The organism is Nostoc sp., assembly GCF_036919615.1.
Taxonomy (GTDB): Bacteria; Cyanobacteriota; Cyanobacteriia; order Cyanobacteriales; family Nostocaceae; genus Nostoc.
This window is the reverse complement of sequence record NZ_JBALCN010000046.1, coordinates 108066-131218: the sequence shown is the minus strand read 5'-3', so window position 1 is coordinate 131218 and position 23153 is coordinate 108066. Positions and strand designations below refer to the sequence as shown.

Genomic DNA, 23153 nt, shown 5'->3' with positions numbered 1-23153 from the left:
CGCAAATCCGGAACAACGAAGTCATATGTCTTGTAGCAATTGTATATATCAAAGCCAGTTCCCTACTAGGACATAAGGTGCCCAGAAATAAGGACTTTTTTCTTTAGCAAATACAGCTAATTGAGCCTGCTGGAGCGCTTGTGCTTTATTGATTCCAGTTTTTAACTCTCGATAAAACTCACTCATGAGTTGAGAAGTAGACTCGTCGTCCACTGACCATAAGCTTGCTAATGTACTGCGTGCGCCTGCTCGCACAGCTATTCCAGCTAATCCTAAAGCAGCTCGCTGATCACCAAGAGCAGTTTTGCAAGCACTCAAGACAAGTAACTCTATATTCCTAGACCTATTATCACTAACCCGCAGTAATGTATCAAATTGTTTAACTTTTAATAATTTATCCCAGGTCAGAAGAAAAGTTCTTTCTGGATCAGAACTAAATTCCCCATGAGTTGCTAAGTGAACCACAGAATAAGGAGATGCTTGCAGTTTATTTCGGAGATTATTGTCAATAAACTTTTGATTTAAAAATTCTTGACTATTAGGAATTTCCGTCTTGATTTCTTTTAATTCCCCTGCGACATTTTTCAGTGGTGAAAATTTTCGCCCTTCTATCGAACGTGCTTCTCCTACTCCAGCAATTAAAGCATTTAACTGCACCTTTTGCAAAGGTTTAGGGTCAAGCAGTTGTAAGCCAGCAGTTAGAGCAATGGCATATTTCTCCATTAAATATTTCTTGTTCTGTTGATCGTAAAGAACCCCCATAGGAATATTTCGTAATTCACCATCTAGCACAAAGACTAAGGTGGTAATACCACTATTAGACAATTCTGCTTGGGCTGGTTTGATTAACCAATCATATATCTTCTGTGATTGTTGCTTTACTTCAGAAGTCGCAGCCACATCAGGCAAATATTTCCGCAGCAAAGCTATAGTATTCTCCACCTTTTCGTGGGATATATTGCTTGTATAGTGATGTAATTGTTGGTTTGGCAAGGTTAAAATAACCTCTAAACTGTTTGACAAAATAATTGGATAGATAATTGCTGCTTTTTTGTCCTGGGTAACCACTTTGTCAATCTCAACAATTGGTTCTAAACAAGGTGAACGAAAGAAGTTGTTCAGTTCTGCTAGCTGAAGTGATTCAACTACCTGACGAGCTTGTTTGAGCTTGTATTGACTGCTCTCTGGTGTATCCTGTTCTAAGTTTTCTGTTCGTAATTGCAATTCAACTAACTCTCGATACACTGGTTCTACACTCTCACGAAAAGAAAACTGAACGTCTTGGCTAGCAGTAACTAAATCACTGCGTAAAGATTCTAGAGTTTTGTAAGCCGCATTGTATGCAAAAATTGCACCTTTTATATCTCCTTGTTGCTTGAGTAAACGCCCCTGCTGCCATTGCCATTGATAAATAATATCTGATGCATTAATACTCTGGGCTATAAACAAAGCTTTTTCAGTTAATGCTAGGGCATCAGATAACTGTTTATTATTTTCATACAACCCACCAAGAAACCCAAGGGCATAAGATTCAGCTCGCGGATCTTTCAAATTTTTGGCTTGCTGTACAGCAGGAGATAAAAGTTGAGCGATATCCAAATTAGAGAGACCACTTATGGTTGTTTGATGTCTTAATTTTTTTAAAATGGATGCAAACTGAATCCGAGTATATATTGAATTCCGGCTAGTAAGTAATTTGTTAATTTCTGATCGGATTTGAGAAGACAAGCTCAAAGCTTCTTTTAACGTATTTTCGTCTGACTTCTGATTGAGAATCTCTACAATTAGACTAAGCTGATTTAGCTGTGCTTTCAGGCGGGTAGTAGGTGGTGCAATTGTAGCTGTTTGCTGATAAAATCTTAAGGCAGCTTGAATCTGTTGTTGAGCAAGTTCTGTGTTGCCTATGCTTAATTGACTTTTACCTTGAGTAAAGGCTGTGTTTCCTAAGCTAAGTAGCGTATCAGCTATAGCCTTTGAAGATTGTACTTGCTTTGCTACAACCAAACTTTGCTCTAAAATAGTTCTAGATTTATCTAAATCACCAACAGACCGCAGGACATTTCCCAAACCAAGCAGCCCAGACGTCTTAATGGATAACTTTGTCAGACTAGTAAGGGTTTGCTCAACTTCTGTTAAGGTCTTCTGTGCTTGATGGTAAAGACCTAAAGCCTGCATAGCTTGAGCAGAGTTAATCCGATTACGAATTAATGTTTCTTTATCACCTATTTGCTGATAAATTTCAGCAGCTTTTTGCCAAGTAGACAATGCCGCCTCAGTTTGTCCTTGCATTAATTGTAACTTTCCTTGTACATCCAAGGCTTGTGCCATAATTGCAAAATAGTCTTTTGAGGTATCCAAACTTGGTAACAGATTGAGGCTTTGGGTAATTGCTTTTTCTGCTTCTGTTACCTGACCAAGTTGCTGATAAGTGAGGGAAAGATTACTCAGCACCATAGCTTGGTTGAGTTTATCTCCACTATTTCTAAAATCGATAGCAGCCTGTTCCAAGACCTTGAGCGCTTCTGCAAATTGTCCTGCTTCGTAGAAAGTTTTACCCTGCTCTACCAAGCTTTGAGTGTGAGTGACTAAGTATTGAATTTTAGTTTGTAGATGTTTGAGATTGGGGTAAGTAAGGTTTGCTAAAACAGGTGGGCTAAAATTACATAGTAGAGATGTTACCAGCGCTAAAAAAGAAAATTTAAAAAATTTAAAAACCCATCGTAATGAGCGGAAAAACACCCAGTATTTTTTTGTCATATTGATTTTAAATATTAATTTGATTGAGTAACACCTTGTTGTGGTTTATCAAGTTTCATAATCGGTACTGGTGCAAGTTCTGATAAGCCAATATCTTTTAATAAAAGTCTCCAATCTTCTACTAAGATGTGTGAGTCTGGATTATTCAGGCGGAGGTTAGCTAAATTTGTTATGGCGTCTTGCCAAAGATGGTTGGCAGCATAAGTAGTATATCGAGTTGATGGTGCTAGATTTAATTGACTTTCAAGTTTAGAAGTTAGCGGCACACGTTGTACCCATGCTTTCACATAATAATAATCTGATATTTTTTGCGGATCACCACAAAAAACTTTAAAATACCATTGATAGTTTTTGTTTGTTTTTAAAGTGTATTGGGAAATTTCCGGTAAGGTAATCCCAAAAACACTAGCCTTTTCTGGTAGTGATAGAGATATTCGATAGATATTTTCGTCATTTTCATCTTGAAGTAAGAACTCGCCAAAGCGAGCATTTAGAGGTAAGTCGGGCACATACACCCAAAAAGTTGGATATTCAGAAATTGTAAGAGTCAAAAAGGATTTTGATTCCTCTGCAATTTCTTCACCAGGTACCAAGGCAGTAATAGGCATATTTAAAGGGGTACAACCATCACGGCTTGTCCCTCCTTTGCGGCGACCAGTAGGTGCGCCGTTATCAGGAAATTTTGGCCGGTCAGAGTACACACGTTTACTGTCAAGGAGTGTATTCCTTGATTTGGCAAGCTGTGCCCAAACTAGCGAAGGGTAACTTGACAGACTAACGAGTATTAAAAGGAAAATCCAAGCAAGTTTCATTAGAAGTATGTCACTTTTGCAAAAGAAATTTAGATGAGAGAGGATAAATTATCTTTGAGCTTTATAATGACGATTAATTCCGAACAAACTGAAGCTTCATAAGCAAACATGGAAAATATTGCCGTAATAATTCAAGTTGCTAATTATGATGGAGAGCGATGCCTGCGGTTCTTGCTAGCCTACGCTGGATGTCAGTTAAGCAATAAAATCCCTTCCAGTCGGAAAATTTGCAGGTATATGCGTTTAGGAAATAATTACCATATTCGAGTTCAGTTATAAACGACCAAAAGTGGTATTTTGGTGAAATTCGTTTTCTTGCCTGGTAGCGCTAGCAATGTAAGTGCGTTAAATGCTTTGCCGTTAAATTTACCGCTCAGTAGTAAAGTATATGCTGATTCAGTATATACCGATTTGGTTATTAGATTAATTTGAATACTGTTTATACCCTGTGAATGATTATATACAAAAAACTATCTTTAAAGTATTAACTTCGCTCAAAATTAAAAATTGTATATTTAACTATAATTAAGGATGATTTTTTTATTATTCTTTTAAGAATATAAAAATCCTGTTTGATTCTGAACAATATTTCAAGTGAAACCCTAATAAAACGGGCCTTTCAGTCTCAGTATATTTTCAAAAATCAAATCGGAGTCCTATATAGCAATCCTATCTGATTTGTGAAAATTACATATCTCTTTCTTCTTTCTTCTCTTTGCGTCCAACTCTTAGAGACGCTACGCGTTGGCAAAGCCTCTCCAAGAGTTGGCGTTCTTGGCGGTTCGTTTCCTTATCTATATTTTTCACGACTCATTTAGGACTGCTATATATGAGCACTATTATAATATATGAAAAATTCGATATAGAAAAAGGTGCTTAGATAGATTACTTCTTAGTTGTATACTTAAATACAACAACTACTTGGGCAACTACTAATGCTAATGCTGATGGGACTAATGGTACCCACCCTGCTTGTGTAAAGATGGCAAAACAAACACCAAAAAGTGTCAACAACATTATTAATCCAGTTATTGCAAGATATAGCGGCTGTCGAATACACCATGCTAGAATTCCTCCCAACAGTGACCATCCCCATACCCAGAAGACTTCAACCCAGATAGGCCACCACCAAAATAGAGGTCGATGATCTAGAACAGCACTGAGAATATGGCTGATCATGTGGGCTTGTACGAATACACCCGGTATCAGCTTTTGATTGAATGGTGCTTTAGCACTAAAAGGAGTTTTCCAATAATCAGTAGTTGTTGGAGCAGTAACACCAATCAAAATAATTCGCTCTTTTAACAACTCGATTAATTTGGAGTTAATCCGGTCATTAAGAACATCTGTGAGAGATATTTGTGCAGCAATGTTTTGAGGAGAAGAAAGCGAACGGTAATTTGCTAGCACTTGAAAACCCGATGCATCTACTCCTTGGTAGCCGCTAGTATGAGATTTTAATTGCTTAAATACAACGTTGCCAATCTGCAAGTTACCTTCTGGGTTGATATATGACTTGATACCTTTAGCCTCCAAATAATGAAGCGCAATTTGGAGGTTAAAAGCATATTCTGCCGCACAGGGAGATGTTAAAGGAGGTGTTAAATGCAAAAGCTGACGGCGGGCTATTTCATTATCATCTGCAACAAAATCACTAAAGCTTAAGCGTTCTTCTGGGACTTCAGGAGCTGCAGGAGTACCTTCTGGCGCATTATCAAGAGGTGCAGAAACTTTGCATACGGAAAAAAGGCGTTTATCTTTTTCTAGTCTAGTTGCTAAATCTGCATTATTGGAGTCTACAGAGAAATCACGATAGATGTCTAAGCCGATAGTTCTTGGTTGATACTGATCTAGTTTTTTTAATAATTGTGCGAGTGCTTCGTCTGATAGTGACCATCGCATATTCATCTTCATGCGGTTCTGATACTGAATATCCCCTTCATCAATAGTGATTATCAAAAAACGCGAATCTGGTTTTTCCTCCCAACGCAGCCCCATCATGTGGTCGAAAGCTTTTAGTTCAGATGACTGCAATAAACCAAGCGATCGCACCCCCATTACCAAACCAGTAATAACCAAACTTGATAACAGCACTACTTGAACACTACGCCACCGAAACTGCGCTTGAGTTCTATATTTATTTATTTGAGGCTTGCTAGTTTCTATTTGTGGGTTGATCAGAAAATCTTTCCAAGCTGGTGGCACTGCCGCTGGATTCTGACAAATGATCGGTAAGCAAACTGCACAAGGATATTGATCTTCAATGCCATGTAATTTTTCCCTTGATTCTCGTACTGCTAAATACATAGACTCGCCACTGGAAAACTTTTTGAGGAAATTTTTTAAGAATTCTTGTGCCACCAAGTCCTGCACTGGCTCCCGCATGACGATGATTTGTGGGATGTGCAAGTCTTCTAGTTGATGTGCTAGTCCTAAGCCATCACAAGAATTAAAAATAGCTAACTGCAACCCCTTGTTTACAGCTTTTTTCAGAGCATACTTTAGCTCATCAATTGTCAAGCAATCTGTTTTATTAATATAAATATTACCGCTCTTACCATCCTCTTGGCTAGAACTATGACCTGCAAAAAATAAAATGTCCCAGTCTTGTTCCCAAAGTTGTTCATTTAACTGGCTGCGCTGTGGTTCTACCAGAAAAGTGGTTTCCGCATCTGGTAATATCTCCAATAGGTTTCTATCTTTATCAATCAAGATTCCTTGACTATTACCCAGAATTGCTAAGATTTTTACCTTCCCTCCAGCAATATCTATTTTTGATTTTGGCAGATACTCATACTCTGGGGCGCTTAAGGCAACTTCTGCTTGAGAGTAATCCTCAAAAAAATCCCATAAATGCCACGGAAGACGACGTAGCCAAGTGTCACTCGTTTTAATTAGTACCCGCACTGGATCATCTAACGTTAGCTGTTTGAGTAATTTCTCTTTCAGTGGGCGAAACGAGTTACAGTTGAGCCAACTATTCATTTGCTGACTTAACTTGTTATTTAACTTGCGACAGTTGTTGAGATGCTCATCAAAAGAACTTCCGACATTAATACTCACGGGTGTAAGGCGGAAGTTTGCTAAACTACGATAGGTTGTTCTCCAAAGCTCATAATCTGCAATGAGCTCTGGCTTTGGGGTCAAATAGCCTTGAACTTCTATACTGGGGCGATTGCCTTCTGCACCAATCTCCAGCGTGACTTTTACCCCCTGACTCAAATCACCATCTAGATTTAAAACAACCAACTTCTGCATGGTTAGCAATCAACTAGTATATGTGCTTAAACAACAAACTTCTCAGTAATATTAGTATCTCCCAACTCTAAGTCAACGCCAAAACGCTCTCCTTTTTGAACATCAAACTCTAGTGTTACATGAGTACTGCCACTTATAACACCAGCTTCCATAACAGTAACGCCTTTTTCATCTAGCACTTTGACGATGAGATTGTTGGGTAAGTAGGCTTGCTCACCTGATGGATATACCTGCAATTTCAGTTGGATTTCTACCGGATTTTTCGGTGTGAGTGTAACAACTAGTGGCAGCGATTGACCAGAAAGATGTATTCCCAAATCAATCAGCTTACCCCGCGTCACTCCGTTTCTATAGCGAAAAGCAAATTGTGGTGTTTTTGGTGCTAAAATTTCTTCTATCGGCTGCCAACCTGCATCAATTATATTTTCTAACCAATAGCTCAACTTGACTTCTTTCGGATTACTTTCGAGTGAATCAAGATATATAAGTAAATTTTCAATAGTCTGTAACTCGTTAAAGAAAAGTTCACCAGCTTTTATTGTTTTAGCAAACCCCACTAGAGTTGCTTGCTGATGCTCTGTGTCTAGTTCAACTACAACTACGCCGATTCTGTCATTCAGTACTTCTGGTGGAATATAGCAAACACTACCAGACCCTACAGGACGACATTCCAAGTGACCCAATCCACTCAACTTTAGGTCTGCCACATCTGCATAATACCGCATGGCTTTATTCCAACTATCGCTAGCCTTTAGCTCTGTAGGAATGTTCATCATTTCCATGTAATCATTTACCGCACATACAGCCAACGTATTAAGATAAACCTGCTTTTTCTTTTCTAATGTCAACTGTTCATCGGCAAACTTGTATGCTATTTTTAGCGATGCTTGGGTAATAGCCACCGGAATGGATTTTTCTTCTAGGTTCTTGGTGCTATGAATCATAAGTTGTCCTTACATTTTATAGATAGTCCTCTATTTTAGATATCTCTGCCTTAATCCAAAATTTCGTGATATCCTTGCTTGAGAGCAAAATTTCGCAAGCGGGGCAAGCATTCACGTTTATAGAAGTTGGGTGCAGTTGATGGGGGTAAGTTGAATTTCTTAGCGATGTCTTTCCATGAGGTTTCTGGAGGCAGGCGCCGCAAGATTAAGATTTGGCAAGTTACGTCAGGGCGTCCTTTAACATAAGTGCTAGCTAAGTCCTTCTCTGGATCTGTAGAGGCCCATTGGTAAGTTTCTTCCAAAATTGGTGGGATTTCGGCAGGAGATGGTAAGCTTTCGATTGTTTTAGTTATTTCTTCAATTCCTAGCATAGAGACAGGAACAATTTTGGCTTGATTTTCTGCTTCCGACGAACGGAAATCTTGCAGTCGCCATTTAAGACAATTGTCTAGCCAAGTGATAACACTACAACTTTGGGGGTTATATTGCTCTGGGTTTCGGCAGAAATATAACCAAGTTTGTTGCAGAGCATCATTATAGTAAGCTGTGTTCTCTTTCCATAGTTTGCCGGATTTCATCACAACTCTAACTATCTCACTAAGTTTTTGCCGCCGCATTAAACTTTTTGCTGGATGCGAACAGGCTTCAGCAACGAGCTGCTGGAGTTGCTGGTTTAGATTACTTACCGCGTGGAGGTTTGTCATAGAGGATCTCCTCGTGAATTACTTGCAGAAGTAGTCTAGAGATCCCTCTAACTGTTTAAAGTCTCAATAAACGAATCCATCATTTGATGTTTAATGCCTGGATCAGTAGAGCTTACTCTCTAGTTATCAAACTCAAGTTTAAGTTTTTCGCAGAAATTTATCAAAAATTTTCTCACTAGTATTTTATTGGGATTTGCCATTATTACATAGACCTAATGTGCCTATTGAATATGTAATTTGATTTTGGTTAAAGTATAAACTTTTGTAATGATACTAAATGGATAGTGGGGCGATGTCTACGATGGGCCGCGCCTACGCCTGCCATGACCACAAAAGGATGGATGCAAAGATTTATTTCACAGTTTGGATGTTTACAAGATTAGTACGGAAAAGCTTAGGTATGTATGACAAAATAACTACATAACTAACTAGTATTAATTTGTATTCAGAAATCTTAGATTATCCCAATAATGTTAACAAATTGCTATCAAGAGGTTAAAAAAACAAATATGTTGGTACTGAGTTGCGTTCAGATTTAGACTCAGTAGCTTGAAAAGTCAGCAGATGAGAGGTAATATTTTGGCTAGCGATCGCACTATTATTTTTTGGTTAGGTCAGGAAACTCTATTAATCCGGTTCAGTAATTCGGGCAGTGTTGACCAGAGAAAAGCTTTCTGTAGGGTAGTAACTGGCGTTGGTTGTTGTGGGTTTATTTTCTACCCTCATTTTTGATTTTTAATTGCTATAGCAGTCTTAAATAATTCGTGAAAAGTTAGCTCCCCGACAACTTTTACGAAGTCGGGGAGCTAGACAACGCAAATTTTCACAAATAATCTGGAATTAGATCTCAATATTTTGTAGATGATCTAAAGTTGATATATTTCTACCAGAATACAACTAATCAGGAAAGTTAATAAACGTGAAAATTCAACAACTGATTACAGAAGCACTTAACTTGCCTAATAATGCTATTTCCTACCATATCAGTCAGGAGTTAGCAGCGATCTATTCTCAGAAAATACTGCTAGAAGGTAGTGATGATTCGTTCAATTTAGAGGAGTACGCTGATGCAAATCTCTGTGAGATTCAAAATGATAGCCATATCCATAACCAAGTACTCACTGGCTGGAATGGCATGGATAACGAAATTTACAAATATACCGAAAATGCCAGTTTTGAGGTGACATGGCAAGCAGAGAAACTCGATGTACTCTTGATGAGTTGGCAGCAAGGTTATTGTAAAATTCGCTATTACTGGATTTTAGCTGACAGCAAAGAATTGGCAGAAAAGTTTTTTACTGCCGTTTGTGATTGGAACGCAGAAATTCGCGACGAGGTTTTAGTTTTTGAAGATGGTTACTGGAACAAGAATCCAGACTTGTTTCAATCTATTCAAGGTGCAAATTTTCAGAATTTAGTCTTACATGGCAATCTGAAAGAAGATATTCAAGATGACTTGATAAACTTCTTTGCCTCGCGCGAAATTTACGCAAATTATGGTGTTCCTTGGAAGCGTGGTATTTTATTTATTGGCTCACCAGGAAATGGGAAAACGCATACAGTTAAAGCATTGATTAATCAAATACAGCAGCCTTGCTTGTATGTCAAAAGCTTTAAGTCGGAGTATGACACTGATAGCGAAAATATTCGGAAAGTATTCAAACAAGCACGGCAGTCTGCCCCTTGTATTCTGGTACTAGAGGATATTGATTCTCTGTTGAGCGACGAAAATCGCTCTTTCTTCTTGAATGAACTTGATGGCTTTGCCGATAATCAAGGGATTGTGACCATTGCAACCACTAATCATCCAGAACGTTTAGATTCCGCAATTAGCGATCGCCCCAGCCGTTTTGACCGCAAATATCATTTTGAACTGCCAGATATCTCAGAACGGCGAGCCTACATTACATTGTGGAACGATAAATTGAAAATAGCAATGCGCTTGTCTGATCAGGCTATCGATCAAATGCTTGCACTCACCGACGGCTTTTCCTTTGCGTACCTAAAAGAACTATTTCTCTCATCAATGATTCGCTGGATGGGAGCAATGGAAACTGGCGGACTAGAAAAAATCATGGTTTCTCAAGTTGCTATTTTGCGAGAACAAATGAGCAGTACAACTGCTAACAAAGAAGCACTCTAGCATGAATCCTCAATCTCCTGACTTGAGAACAAAGTTGTGATCATAATCTGCAAGAGGGCGGTAGGATAGAGGCGGTGTAGTCTGGATCGACAAGAGACGCTGTTTATACTCGTCAAGGATTTGCTCTCTGCCATTCTGTCCAACCTGAGCTGGCGCGTAGGCGACGAACGATGGAAGTACTTGCATCCCGGCAAAGTAAAGTACTCCATGATTAATGGGGAAAAGCTGCTGGTTAATATCGCCATTGATGCCGCTCATACTGTTCATCCCAGCAAATCCGCCAAGCGTAACTGAAATCATTGCTTTTCTACCCTGCAATCCGCCGTTGTTGTATATCCTTGCACCTCGACTATCAGTTCCTCCATAAATCGCTCCTGTTATGAAGACGCGATCAACCCATCCTTTAAGAATGGCAGGCATTGAAAACCACCACATCGGAAATTGCAGCACTACCAAGTCCGCCCAGAATAGTTTTTCAATCTCAGCAACAATGTCAGGGGCAAGTGTCCCATTGTTGTATGCTTTGCCTTGCTCAACCTGCAATTTCAAGAAATCAGGGTCTGCCAGCTTGCTAAAGTCATCTTGATTAGCGACTGCTTTGAAATTCATCGCATAAAGGTCTGAAACTTTGACTTTGTGCCCTTGCTCACTAAGGACTGATATGGCTAAATCTTTCAGAGCGCCATTAAATGATTTAGGTTCTGGGTGAGCATAAACAATCAGAGTGTTCATCTTGCTGTAGTCCGCCACGGTTTCAACAAATTCAAGATAAACTGAGACTAATTTCTTGTATAGTACCTACTTTTTTGTAAGTATCCTGGGTTTTGGAGATTTGCACAGATGGTTGTTAACAAAGAATATCACAATTGCCCAGTTGAAGATGCGATCCAGATTCTCAGTGGCAAATGGAAGATTTTGATTCTTTGGAAGCTAACAGATAAACCAAGACGGTTTGCTGAATTGAAGCGACTGGTAGCCGGAATTACGGAAAAGATGCTGATTCAGCAACTGCGGGAACTAGAAACTGATGGTGTCATCTATCGGAAGGATTATCATCAGATGCCGCTGAAAGTTGAATACTCTTTGACTGAGCAAGGTCAGGAACTCAAGCCTATTTTTGATCAACTCTGGAAGTGGGGAAGTCAGTATGTCCAGAATTCTGTTTAGATTTTTTGCTACCCCAACTCACATCAGCCGGATAGGATAACTAAGTAGGTCGGCGGAAAAATTTGTCGTTGGGATAAGGCAGGAGGGAAGAGGGTTTTAGCCTATTTTCTCTTTCTTAACATAAGTTTGGTTTGATTATCCCAACTTACTTATTTAAGTCCACCAAATAACGAATGGGCAAACAAAGCGGCTTGAGTGCGATCGCGTAAATTCAATCGACTCAGAATATTGGTAACATAATTCTTAACAGTGTTTTCTGAAAGAAACAGCGATTCAGCAATTTCACGGTTATTGGCTCCACAAGCAATTAACCGCAATACATCTAATTCTCTGGGTGTGAGTTGCGCCAATTCTGGAGGGGGTTCCACAGACGGGACAGGTACGGCAATCGGCATGAGTGCTTTCTCAAACAATCCCGGGCCGAGTAGGGTTTGTCCCTTGTAGACGGCTCGAATTGCCAACATTAGTTCATCAGGTTCGGTGTCCTTGAGCAAATAGCCTTTTGCACCCAGCCGCATCGCCTGGTAAACATACTCATCATCATCAAAGGTGGTGAGGACGAGAACCTTAATGTTGGGATATTGTTGAGCGATCGCTTTTGTTGTGGCAACTCCATCCATTACAGGCATCCGGATATCCATTAGCACAATATCGGGTTGCAGTGCAGCAATCACCTCGAGTGCCCGTTGCCCATTCTCCGCCTCACCAATTACCTGCATTTCTGCATTCGACTCAAGCATACTCTTAAGTCCCTGGCGAATAAGATGCTGATCGTCAACTAATAAAATCCGAATCATAGCTAAAACAACAGCTTTGATAGTGGCAAAGAAACAGAAATACAGCAACCTGTTCCTAATTGACTGTGGAGATTTAACTGACCGCCCAATGCAACCGCCCGTTCTCGCATCCCTTGTAGCCCAAACCCGGTTGTATTTTGAGTGGGGTTAAACCCTTTTCCATTATCTTCGATTGACAGATGAATCATTTCAGCGAAAGCCAGTAATCCAACGGTAACACTCGTTGCATTAGCATGTTTGCAAATATTTGTCAATGATTCTTGCACAATCCGGTAAAGGGCTGTGTTTACCTCTGTTGGTAAAGTGTGCGGTAGATCAATTTTACAGTCCGGTTCAATACCTGTGGTTTGCTGAAAATCGGTCAGCAGCTTTTCAATAGCTGATTTGAGAGATTGCCCTTGCAAAGGATTTGAACGCAAAACAGAAAGCGATCGCCGAATTTCCAGCAGCGCCTCAGCCCCCAGTTGCTTTGCCTGTTTGAGAAATATCAATGCTTTGTGATTATTTGATTCCCAGAACAACAGGGTGTTATTAATCTGAATAGTTTGGGCGGCTAGAGTGTGTCCTAACCCATCATGAATTTCGCGGGCAATTCGGTTGCGTTCCTGCAAAGTTGCCTGATCTTCAATCCGTAGCGCATACTGGCAGAGTTGTTGATTGGTTATCTCTAATTGCTGATGGGCAATTTCTAACTGCTCTCGACTTTGGCGCTCTGCAAGCAGTGCATTAATTAATAATAAAGCGAATACTAACGTTAAGCTAAACAATAACATATTACTTAATCGCCAATCCCAGGACATGGCAATTATCTTATCTCGCATAAAATTCTTAGGTTCAATGGGTCTTGACAAAAACAGTGTTCCATGAGACACCAGAGATAAAATCAAGACAACCAACTGTCCCGATCGCTTAAATATAAGACAACTCCGCATCACCAGTACCAGACACAGCAGCAAAAAGGAGCGAGGAGATAAGCTATGTTGAGTTGCTGGTAGCCAAATTAAACCTAATTCCAGGGCTGTATAAAGTAATTTTGTTTCCAGCTTCACCATTGGTAGTCTCAAGCCCATCAAGCTAAAGGTGGCGATCGCGACAACTCGTAGCAGCAACGACCAGGACAACTGAAACGGCAGCAGAACTTCCATGAACATTGCCGTGGCTAATAACAGCCATTCTAGGTAAAGCAACAGACGAAACGATGGGTAGGTCAAGCGAACCATAGAACTGTTCCAACTCAATGGCCTTTGTAACAAAACCATAGGTATTTTCACAATTTTAGGATGAAACTCTTCTTCCTATATAACGAATCTGTCTTTAATATCGATAGAGCCGTTCCGACTGATTAACTATTTCTAAATTAGGAAAAAAGTCACAATTACTTGAGTACTTTTTTACTGGTCAGGTTAGGAATTCTAGCTCATGCACAAACCTATCCTAACTTTTAAGATTAGCTGGTGTGAGTAAAGCAGTAGCTTTTCAAACATCTTCTAAATAGTCATAAACCGAAATTGAGTCAGAACAGTCGTATTACATACAACAAAAACCAGAGAAGTAAATGATTAAAAAACAGATAATTCTACCAACCCTTCTACTTGCAACTATTCTGATTGGAGGAATGACAGGTTGCACCAGTTCTAAGTCTCCAGATGTGTCTCAAGCAGACAACTCTGGGACAAAGGTATCTGATACGACAAACACCGCAGCATCGAATACACCGGAACGTGCTCAGAAGCGCGAAGCAGTTCGCAAGCAAGTTGAGGCAGTTCTCACCCCAGATCAGGTAAAGCAATTGTCAGCGAAATTACAACAAGGTGAAAAAATGCGTAAAGCGGTGTTGAGCCTGAATCTCACGGCTGAACAAAAGACTAAAATTCAGGATATTTTTAAGACTGCCTATCCCCACCGTAAAGGGCAATCCCAAAATAATTCCTAGTAGTTTTATCGGGATATAGCAATCCTAAATCAGTTGTGAAAACTATCGTAGACGCGCAGCAGCTTGCTGCAAGCTACCGCCAACGCGTAGCGTCTCGTTGGCGGAGCCTCTCGAAGAGAAGAGAAGCCGCCAACTCTTGGAGAGGCTCCGCCAACGCGCAGCGTCTCGTAGAAAAGAGCGCCGAGAAAAGAAACAGAGAATTTCATAAATCATTTAGGACTGCTATAGGACTCATAGTTGATTTTTGAAATACGTAGTTCCTCGTTCCCATACAGAGCATGGGAATGAAAGACAGTGGGGTATTCAGTTGCCCACTTCAAGTATTATTGAATTCTGGATTATTCTTCAATAGTTAAAGTATGTTCAAGCAAAAATTGATCATCAAGATAGAACTCGCCGTTATAGCAGCAATCCTGACATTAACTAGTCTCTACGCTTCAAAAGCTCTAGGTAAACCCCAACTTAGCCCCCAAAAACTCGTGGATGAGGTGTGGCAAATCCTAGATAAAAATTATGTTGATGTCAGCTTTAACCATCAAGATTGGAAAGCAATTCGACAGCAGTATATTAGCCGCTCCTATAGTTCCCAGAAACAGGCTTATGGGGCGATTCAAGAAATGGTGGCTAAATTAGGCGATCGCTACACGGAGTTTTTCGACCCTCAGGAATTTCAAGCCCTAAATAATGACCTTTCTGGCAACCTCAGTGGTGTAGGTCTGGAACTGGCAGAGAATGAAAAAACTAAAGCTTTAACTGTTGTCGCCCCGATTGAAGGAACGCCTGCTTTTAAGGCGGGTATTTTACCAGAGGATGTAATTACCGAGATTAACGGTCAAATAACTCAGGGGATGAAAATTCAGGATGCCGTTAAGCGGATTCTCGGCCCGGTGGGAACCAAGGTAGTACTCACAATTCAGCGGGGCAATCAATCGCAAATTTTCAAGCTTACCCGTGCAAATATTGCGATCCATCCTGTAACTTACAATACGAAAACAACGCAAGCAGGTAAGATTGGTTACATTCGTTTACCAGAGTTTACGCAAACTGCGGCTGTAGAGATGCATCGGGCAATTCAAGCATTAGAAAAACAGCAGGTGCAGGGCTACGTCTTGGATCTGCGTTCCGATCCAGGTGGACTGCTGGATGCGAGTTTGCAAATTGCCAGTATGTGGTTGAAGCAAGGGGCGATCGTGTCTTTGGTAAATCGAGACCAAGTTAAAGATAGTTACAATGCGTCGGGACATCCTCTTACCAACAAACCCTTAGTGGTACTGGTCGATAAAGGGTCTGCCAGCGCCAGCGAAATTCTGTCGGGGGCGCTGCAAGATGACAATCGCGCCAGGTTAGTAGGGACTCGCACTTTCGGTAAAGGTTTAGTTCAATCTGTAGAGCCACTTTCTGATGGTTCGGCGCTGAAACTAACGATCGCCAAATACTACACACCAAAAGGTCGAGATATCAATCATGTCGGCATTGCACCAGATATTACCGTGGAGTTAACCGAGGCACAACAGAAAGCATTAGTGCAAAATCGAACCTTGGGGACATTAGCTGATCCTCAGTATGCTAGGGCGGTTGCTGACCTGAGCAAATTGATTCAATCGGAGGCCAATCATGTGAGTTTACAACGTGGGCAATAAGTATAGGGATACTCTTGAGAATATCTACTATCGCCACTTTTAATGATGTCAACCCGCAAAGCCCAACGACTTCAAATTTGTCAACCAGTCCCAGGTCTGCAAATCCTGGTTCGACTCAGTAACACTCCCCTAGTGCGGACAGTCATCGCTACTGTTACCCACCATCAACTAGCGATCGTCGGGGTTGTATTTGTTGTCACTCTGGTTTTTGCTATGCGGGAAAACGCCCCCTGGCTGACAGTGCCTAAACAGGTGGCGATTGAATTCTTTTCTGCTGTATCCCAGTCCCTAGCTGCTTTATTGGGGGTGTTAATTGTTTTCCTGACGTTTAATAGTCAGTTGATCGCTCAAAGGCAGCATGAGGACTACTATACACTTCAGATTCAGATTGACCAACTGATTCGTCTAACTCAGTCTCTTCCCCCCGAACTCAGTAATTTTGCTGAGACTTTGATAGCGCTGATTAACTATTTAGTTCCCTTGCATTTAAAGGATTTACCAATTTGGCCAACTAGCTCCCAGGTGTTACCTTTGGACAAGCTTTTAAATAATTTCAAGAATGAATATGAATGGGCGCAAGTGCAGCAACAATGCTCCTTAGCTACCCATCTGCACCGACAACAAATTTTACTTGTGATCAATAACATCGAAGAAATCGTGGAGGGATTTTCCAGGCTTTACAATCGCATCTTAGAGATGAGCCGTTTTATTCTTGCGATCGTCAAATTGTCCTTTCTCCTGGGAGTTTCGCTGCTATTTTTGCTGTTATTTGGCATTATCGATTTACAAAGGAAGTTTCCCGATCTCAGCCTACCTGTAATTGTTTCTCTAGCAATTTGGGTGTTGATTGCTCTTTTGGAGCTAGTGCTTGATACCTGGTTTCTTTATAAAAACCTTTATGGCTCATCGAGTCACTATCTGCGGTTTTTCCCTAATAAAAAATCCCCTAATTAATAGGCAGAAGCTAATTTACTATGAGTAACTTAACATTGCCAGATACCAAAGGTAGTAATAGCAAAGCATATCAATTTACAACTGATACAGTCCGTAGCTATCTTCAAGAAATTGGACGGATACCTCTGTTGACCCAGGAACAAGAAATTATTTTTGCCCAACAAATTCAGCAGATGATCACAATACTTGCTGAATCAAAAAAACTTGCTATTGAATTAAAGCGTACACCCACACTGCCAGAATGGGCTAACCAGATGCAGTTAAGTGAACAAGAACTACTTCAGCAGCTAAATCAAGGGAAAAAAGCCAAGCAGAAAATGATCACGGCTAATCTCCGACTGGTGGTGTCAATTGCCAAGCAATATCAGAGACGTAACTTAGAGTTTATGGACTTAGTTCAAGAAGGTACTTTGGGTTTGGAGAGAGGGGTTGAGAAATTCAATCCGGCTCTAGGATACAAGTTTTCAACCTACGCTTACTGGTGGATTCGTCAAGGAATTACCAGAGCGATCGCCCAGCAAGGACGAGCGATTCGATTACCCATTCACATCAATGAAAAGTTAAACAAAATTAAGCGTGTTCAGCGAGAGTTATCTCAAAAACTGGGTCGCATTCCCACCAGTACGGAAATTGCTAATGCACTTTCTTTAGAGCCTAGTCAGATTCGAGAATTTCTACTTTTGGCTCGTAAAACTATCTCTCTCGATATTCGAGTTGGGTCAGATAAAGATATAAAATTAGAAGACTTAATAGAAGATTACAGATATTCTGATAATGGCTATACCACTAAGGAATATCTTAATCAAGAGGTTGAAAATTTATTGTCAAATCTGCCTGACCAACAACAAGAAATATTAAATTTACACTTTGGCTTGACAGACGGACACGAACTTTCTTTAGAACAGATTGGTCAGCGGATGGGTATTAGTCGGGAACGAGTTCGGCAGATAGAAAAACAAGCTCTCAAACTTCTACAGCAGCAGCTAAGTAAGTATTAACAATTCAAAATCAAAGACATTTTTTGATTTTAAATCTGCAAAATTACTGTTTTCTAAGGCACATAAAGCAAACCTGAAAAAACTAATTATTCATAATGTGCCGCCCAAATGAAATTGGTATCAGCGCAAGTTGAGGGGGTAAAGGATTTGGCTGTTTCTAATAAACTAAAATCCACTGGAGGTTCTGATGAACCATGAAATTTCTAACGATTTGACTGAGAACAGTATAGAACCGGAGCTATCACGATCGCCAAAAAAGCGATCACCAAGAAAGATTAGTTTGGTAATTTTGGGGGTGATATTGCTGGCTGGGCTGGGTTTTTTGGGTATCCATGCGGGTGCAGCCAAGTCAGACAAAACTGAAAAATCTGGGCGTAATCGGCAGCAAGTAACACCTGTAACTGTGGCAATGGTGACACAAAAAACAGTTCCGGTACAATTGCAGGCGATCGGTAATGTGCAATCGGGGTCTACAGTATCGATTACGCCCGAAGCTAGTGGACGGATCATTGGAGTTTATTTCAAGAAAGGTCAAGACGTGAAAAAGGGACAACTTTTGTTTACCCTGGATGACCGATCGCAAACTGCTGCAATCCAGCAAGCTCAAGGAACTGTAGCGAAAGACCAAGCGCAGGTACAACAAGCTAGAGCTACATTAGCTAGAGATTTGGGTCAGGTAGACCAAGCTAGGGCGACTTTAATCAAAGACCAAGCCCTGGTGCGACAAGCCCAAGCGACTTTAGCCAAGGATCAAGCCCAAGCACAATTTGCCAAGGGACAGAGCGATCGCTATGGTGCGTTGTACAAAAAGGGCGCGATCAGTTTGGATCAAGCACAGCAATACGTTTCTAACAGCAAATCGGCTACAGCAACCCTACAAGCAGACCGAGAAGCGATCGCTAATGCTGAGGCAGTTTTGAAAAGTGATCAAGTGGCGCTGACTAATGCCGGAGCAGTTGTCAAGGGCGATCAAGCTGCGATCGCTAATACTCAAGCTGTTGTCAGTTCAGACCAGGGAGCATTGGACAATACCAAAGTGCAATTATCTTACGCCAAAATTTATGCGCCGATTGATGGTCGCGCTGGCAATATTCTGGTAACTCTGGGCAATGTGGTGCAAGCCAACAGCACGACTCCACTTGTAACCATCAGCCAAATTCGCCCGATTCAAGTTGCTTTTTCCATTCCCGAAACAAATCTGCCCCGGGTACAAAAGTATATGCAGAATGGCAAGCTGAAGGTAGATGTAACGTTCCCTGATAATCAAGCTCATCCTATACCAGGTACTTTGACATTTGTCAATAATACGGTCGATAACACCACGGGGACAATTCAACTAATTGGCGACTTTGACAACACTCAAGGACATTTGTTTCCCGGTCAATTTGTCAACGCAACGCTAACGCTGACTGAACAACCGAATGCAACGGTTGTCCCCAGCCAAGCCGTCCAGAATGGCCCGGATGGACAGTTTGTCTTTGTAGTTAAGCCAGATATGACAGTGGAAAATGTTCCAGTTACAGTTAGCAGCACCATTCAGGGGCTAGATGTGGTTCAGAAAGGGCCGCAACCAGGCGATAAAATTGTCACCGATGGTCAAGCAAATCTCGTTTCGGGAAGCAAAATCCGCATCAAAACAGCCGGCAATAACTCAAATGCAGATGGAAATTCCTCGAAGTCAAGAAGCGGAAGGGGGACAGGGGGCAGGGAGCAGGGGGGAGAACGCCCCAACTCAGGCGGAGGTGATTCATGAACCTCTCAGAACCATTTATTCGCCGTCCGATCATGACAACTCTAGTGATGGCGGCGATTTTGATCTTCGGTTTCATGAGTTATCGCTTGCTGCCAATCAGCGATTTACCAAGTGTGGATTATCCCACAATTCAGGTAAGTGCCGCCCGACTGGGAGCTAGCCCGGAAACGATGGCAGCATCGGTTGCCCGTCCCTTAGAGAAGCAATTTTCTAGCATTGCTGGACTCGATTCGCTCAATTCAACTAGCACTCTGGGACAGACTCAAATTACGCTGCAATTCAACTTGAGTCGGAATATTGATGATGCGGCGCAAGATGTGGAAGCAGCGATATCGGGAGCATCGGGGCAAATTGCGACGGATTTACCCAATCCTCCTACCTACAGTAAGGTTAACCCCGCAGATCAACCAATTCTTTACCTTTATCTAGACTCTCCCACTCTGCCCCTTTCTCAGGTAGATAATTATGCTGAGACTTATTTGGCGCAAAAGCTATCTACAATCAATGGGGTAGCACAGGTAGCTGTCTACGGTTCCCAAAAGTATGCGGCTCGAATTCAACTTGATCCGCAGCAATTGGCAACACGGCAAATTGGGCTAGATCAGGTGGCAACGGCGATTCAACAGAATAACGTCGATTTGCCCACCGGCAGTCTTTCGGGAAATCACAAGAATTTTACAGTCCAGACAAACGGGCAACTCCAGGATGCGGCTGCTTATCGCCAGCTGATTGTGTCTTACAAAGATGGAATGCCCATCTATCTCAATCAACTAGGTCGAATCATTGACAGTGTAGAAAATGACAAGGTAGCAAGCTGGTACAACAATACCCGCGCGATTATTCTCACCATTCAAAGACAGCCCGGAACTAATACGGTGCAAGTCGTAGACACGATTAAGAAATTGCTCCCGAATTTACGAAGCCAGATTCCGGCATCCGTGGAAATTGGGGTTCTCTATGATGCATCTCAGTCGATTCGAGATTCAGTGGATGATGTTAGATTTACGTTGATTCTGACGATTGGTTTAGTTATCTTAGTGATTTTCCTATTTTTGCGGAACCTCTCGGCGACAGTGATTCCCAGTTTGGCATTACCCGTTTCGCTAATTGGTACCTTTGCTGTAATGTATTCGCTGCACTATTCACTAGATAACTTGTCACTGATGGCGTTGACCCTTTCAGTGGGCTTCGTAGTGGATGATGCGATCGTCATGCTGGAAAATATTGTCCGTCATATGGAAATGGGGGAACGACCGCTAGAAGCGGCGTTGAATGGGTCGAGAGAAATTGGTTTCACAATTCTATCGATGACCCTTTCCTTAGTTGCAGTCTTCATCCCGATGTTGTTCATGAGTGAAGTGCTGGGACGATTATTTCATGAATTTGCTGTGACGATCGCAGTTGCAATTCTTGTATCTGGTTTTGTGTCTTTGAGTCTGACTCCGATGTTGTGCAGCCGTTTTCTGCGTCCTGTGGATCATGCCCATCAAAGTCGCTTATATCAAGCTTCCGAATATGTGTTTGATCGCTTGCTGAGTCTGTACGATTGGAGTCTGAAAAAAGTCTTAAAATATCACCTCACCACGATGATTTTATCTGTCTTTCTATTTGCGGTGACAGTTGGGCTGTTGGTGATAGTTCCCAAAGGCTTTATTCCTAGCCAAGATACCGGACAAATTACAGGCATTACCCAAGCAGCCCAGGATGCATCCTTCGATAATCTTGTCCAGCATCAGCAGACAGTTGCTAGCCTGATCCGCCAAGATCCAAACGTAGATGCAGTCAACTCCAATATCGGGGCAGGAGCCAGTGCTAATGGCAGTGGAGCAGCAGTTGCAGCCAATTCCGGGAGTTTGTTTATTCGGTTAAAACCGCGATCAGAGCGCCAACTTGGGGCTGATGAAATCATTCAAAATTTGCGAACCAAACTCGCCACTGTTCCAGGCATCCAAGTATTCTTACAAAATCCCCCAGCGATTCCGATTGGCGCTCAACAAAGTACAGGACTTTATCAATTAGCACTCCAGAGTTCTGATGTCAAACCCTTGCAGGAGTATGTTCCTCAACTTGTTGTCAAGATGAAGACTTTGACAGAACTCCAAGATGTCAACAGCGATTTACAGCTTGCTTCCCAAATTCAAATTGACATTGACCGCGATAAAGCTTCAACTTATGGGATCACCGCCGAGCAAATCGAAAATACCCTGAGAAATGCCTACAGCTCTTACCAAGTCTCAACCATCTATGCAGCGACCAATGAGTATCAGGTGATTCTGGAATTAGCGCCCCAGTATCAGGAAGATATCAATGCTTTGTTGACATTGTATATTAACTCCAGCACTGGAGTGGCAGTTCCTCTGAAGACATTCGCCAAACTGTCTCAAGGAGTCAGCCCGTTAATGGTCAATCATAACGGTCGGATGAACGCCGCCACCATTTCCTTTAACCTCGCTCCTGGTGTGTCCTTGGGAAATGCCAACGAAGAGATTGAAAAACTGATCGATCAGGTGATTCCTGCCAGCATTAGCACCAACTTTAAAGGCGCAAGCCAGGTATTTCAAAGTTCATTGCCGAGTTTGGGTTTACTGTTAGCGATCGCCGTCTTAGTAATTTATCTGATTTTGGGTGTTCTCTATGAGGATTTCATTCACCCGATTACAATTCTTTCCGGTTTGCCTTCAGCAGGTTTTGGCGCATTGTTAACGCTGATTATATTTCATGTCGAACTCAATGTTTACTCCTTCATCGGCATCATTCTCTTAGTGGGCATCGTCAAGAAAAACGGCATCATGATGGTGGATTTTGCAATTGAAGCCCAGCGAAATGAAGGCAAAAAGCCGTCTGAGGCGATTTATCAAGCCTGCTTGGTGCGTTTCCGCCCGATTATGATGACGACGATGGCAGCACTCATGGGAACCTTACCGATAGCGATCGGATTTGGGGCTGGCTCAGAATCCCGCCGTCCTCTAGGTATTGCAGTTGTGGGCGGACTGGTATTTTCTCAGATATTGACCCTGTATTTAACTCCCGTCTTCTACATCTACATGGAATCGTGGCGGAAAAAGCTCAGTCAAGTTAAGTTCCGTCGGGTATTTTCATTTACTGGGGGGCGATCGTGATTTTCAACAAGCAATATGAGTCTTTTATAGCAGTTTGCAATTAACTGAGGTACAGAATTTATGTGTTGAAATCAAATATTAAAGGTGTTTTTCTCCTGTCTCCTGAATTCTGCTGTATCTATGCTCGATTTAACATTAGGACTTACGCAAAAAACCTCTCAAACTCTTATTCCT

The 23153-nt window shown here is 41.5% G+C and carries 16 protein-coding genes and 1 pseudogene; 9 read left to right on the top strand and 8 right to left on the bottom strand.

Features of this window, described 5'->3' with window-relative positions:
* Positions 1-48 precede the first annotated feature (48 nt).
* Both V7K48_RS15145 and V7K48_RS15140 read right to left on the bottom strand, forming a co-directional pair.
* Positions 49-2757 (bottom strand): CHAT domain-containing protein, encoded by a 2709-nt coding sequence (locus V7K48_RS15145; RefSeq protein WP_335073739.1) that lies wholly within the window; start codon positions 2755-2757, stop codon positions 49-51.
* Positions 2758-2771: 14 nt separating this feature from the next.
* Entirely contained in the window at positions 2772-3569 is a 798-nt protein-coding gene (locus V7K48_RS15140) for a DUF928 domain-containing protein (RefSeq protein WP_335073737.1), read from the bottom strand.
* 255 nt (positions 3570-3824) lie between these two features.
* On the opposite strand from V7K48_RS15140, the pseudogene V7K48_RS35020 reads away from it, so the two are divergent.
* Positions 3825-3980: pseudogene (locus V7K48_RS35020) on the top strand (IS982 family transposase); the annotation flags it as partial.
* A gap of 474 nt (positions 3981-4454) precedes the next feature.
* Here V7K48_RS35020 and V7K48_RS15135 read toward each other — a convergent pair.
* The 3 genes from V7K48_RS15135 to V7K48_RS15125 are packed head-to-tail and all read right to left on the bottom strand — an operon-like array spanning position 4455 to position 8475.
* Positions 4455-6827 (bottom strand): CHASE2 domain-containing protein, encoded by a 2373-nt coding sequence (locus V7K48_RS15135; RefSeq protein WP_335073735.1) that lies wholly within the window; start codon positions 6825-6827, stop codon positions 4455-4457.
* A gap of 26 nt (positions 6828-6853) precedes the next feature.
* A complete protein-coding gene (locus V7K48_RS15130; RefSeq protein ID WP_335073733.1) occupies positions 6854-7771 on the bottom strand; it encodes a DUF1822 family protein in 918 nt (305 codons plus the stop codon).
* Positions 7772-7821: 50 nt separating this feature from the next.
* Positions 7822-8475: a sigma-70 family RNA polymerase sigma factor gene (locus tag V7K48_RS15125; RefSeq protein ID WP_335073731.1), complete on the bottom strand. Its 654-nt coding sequence runs from the start codon at positions 8473-8475 to the stop codon at positions 7822-7824.
* Positions 8476-9394: 919 nt separating this feature from the next.
* Here V7K48_RS15125 and V7K48_RS15120 point away from each other — a divergent pair.
* Complete coding sequence (locus V7K48_RS15120; RefSeq protein ID WP_335073729.1) at positions 9395-10618, top strand: ATP-binding protein; 1224 nt, start codon at positions 9395-9397, stop codon at positions 10616-10618.
* A 9-nt stretch (positions 10619-10627) separates the two neighbouring features.
* On the opposite strand, the gene V7K48_RS15115 is transcribed toward V7K48_RS15120, so the two are convergent.
* Entirely contained in the window at positions 10628-11350 is a 723-nt protein-coding gene (locus V7K48_RS15115) for an NAD(P)H-dependent oxidoreductase (RefSeq protein ID WP_335073727.1), read from the bottom strand.
* Between the two features lie 108 nt (positions 11351-11458).
* On the opposite strand from V7K48_RS15115, the gene V7K48_RS15110 reads away from it, so the two are divergent.
* The gene (locus V7K48_RS15110) at positions 11459-11785 is read left to right on the top strand and encodes a winged helix-turn-helix transcriptional regulator (RefSeq protein ID WP_335073724.1); all 327 of its coding nucleotides are present in this window, start codon (positions 11459-11461) and stop codon (positions 11783-11785) included.
* 149 nt (positions 11786-11934) lie between these two features.
* Here V7K48_RS15110 and V7K48_RS15105 read toward each other — a convergent pair whose 3' ends face one another.
* On the bottom strand, positions 11935-12582 hold the full coding sequence (locus tag V7K48_RS15105) for a response regulator transcription factor (protein WP_335073722.1): 648 nt from the start codon (positions 12580-12582) through the stop codon (positions 11935-11937).
* A 2-nt stretch (positions 12583-12584) separates the two neighbouring features.
* A complete protein-coding gene (locus V7K48_RS15100; protein ID WP_335073720.1) occupies positions 12585-13802 on the bottom strand; it encodes a sensor histidine kinase in 1218 nt (405 codons plus the stop codon).
* Between the two features lie 335 nt (positions 13803-14137).
* On the opposite strand from V7K48_RS15100, the gene V7K48_RS15095 reads away from it, so the two are divergent.
* From V7K48_RS15095 to V7K48_RS15070, 6 genes are all read left to right on the top strand, one after another.
* Positions 14138-14515: a hypothetical protein gene (locus V7K48_RS15095; RefSeq protein ID WP_334968203.1), complete on the top strand. Its 378-nt coding sequence runs from the start codon at positions 14138-14140 to the stop codon at positions 14513-14515.
* 359 nt (positions 14516-14874) lie between these two features.
* A complete protein-coding gene (locus tag V7K48_RS15090; protein ID WP_335073718.1) occupies positions 14875-16155 on the top strand; it encodes a S41 family peptidase in 1281 nt (426 codons plus the stop codon).
* 42 nt (positions 16156-16197) lie between these two features.
* On the top strand, positions 16198-17109 hold the full coding sequence (locus V7K48_RS15085) for a hypothetical protein (protein ID WP_335073716.1): 912 nt from the start codon (positions 16198-16200) through the stop codon (positions 17107-17109).
* Positions 17110-17129: 20 nt separating this feature from the next.
* Positions 17130-18107, top strand: a complete 978-nt coding sequence (locus V7K48_RS15080) for an RNA polymerase sigma factor, RpoD/SigA family (RefSeq protein WP_335073714.1) — start codon at positions 17130-17132, stop codon at positions 18105-18107.
* A gap of 187 nt (positions 18108-18294) precedes the next feature.
* Positions 18295-19860 (top strand): efflux RND transporter periplasmic adaptor subunit, encoded by a 1566-nt coding sequence (locus V7K48_RS15075; protein WP_335073712.1) that lies wholly within the window; start codon positions 18295-18297, stop codon positions 19858-19860.
* Complete coding sequence (locus V7K48_RS15070) at positions 19857-22979, top strand: efflux RND transporter permease subunit (RefSeq protein WP_335073710.1); 3123 nt, start codon at positions 19857-19859, stop codon at positions 22977-22979. Before V7K48_RS15075 ends, V7K48_RS15070 begins: the two co-directional genes overlap by 4 nt.
* Positions 22980-23153 lie beyond the last annotated feature (174 nt).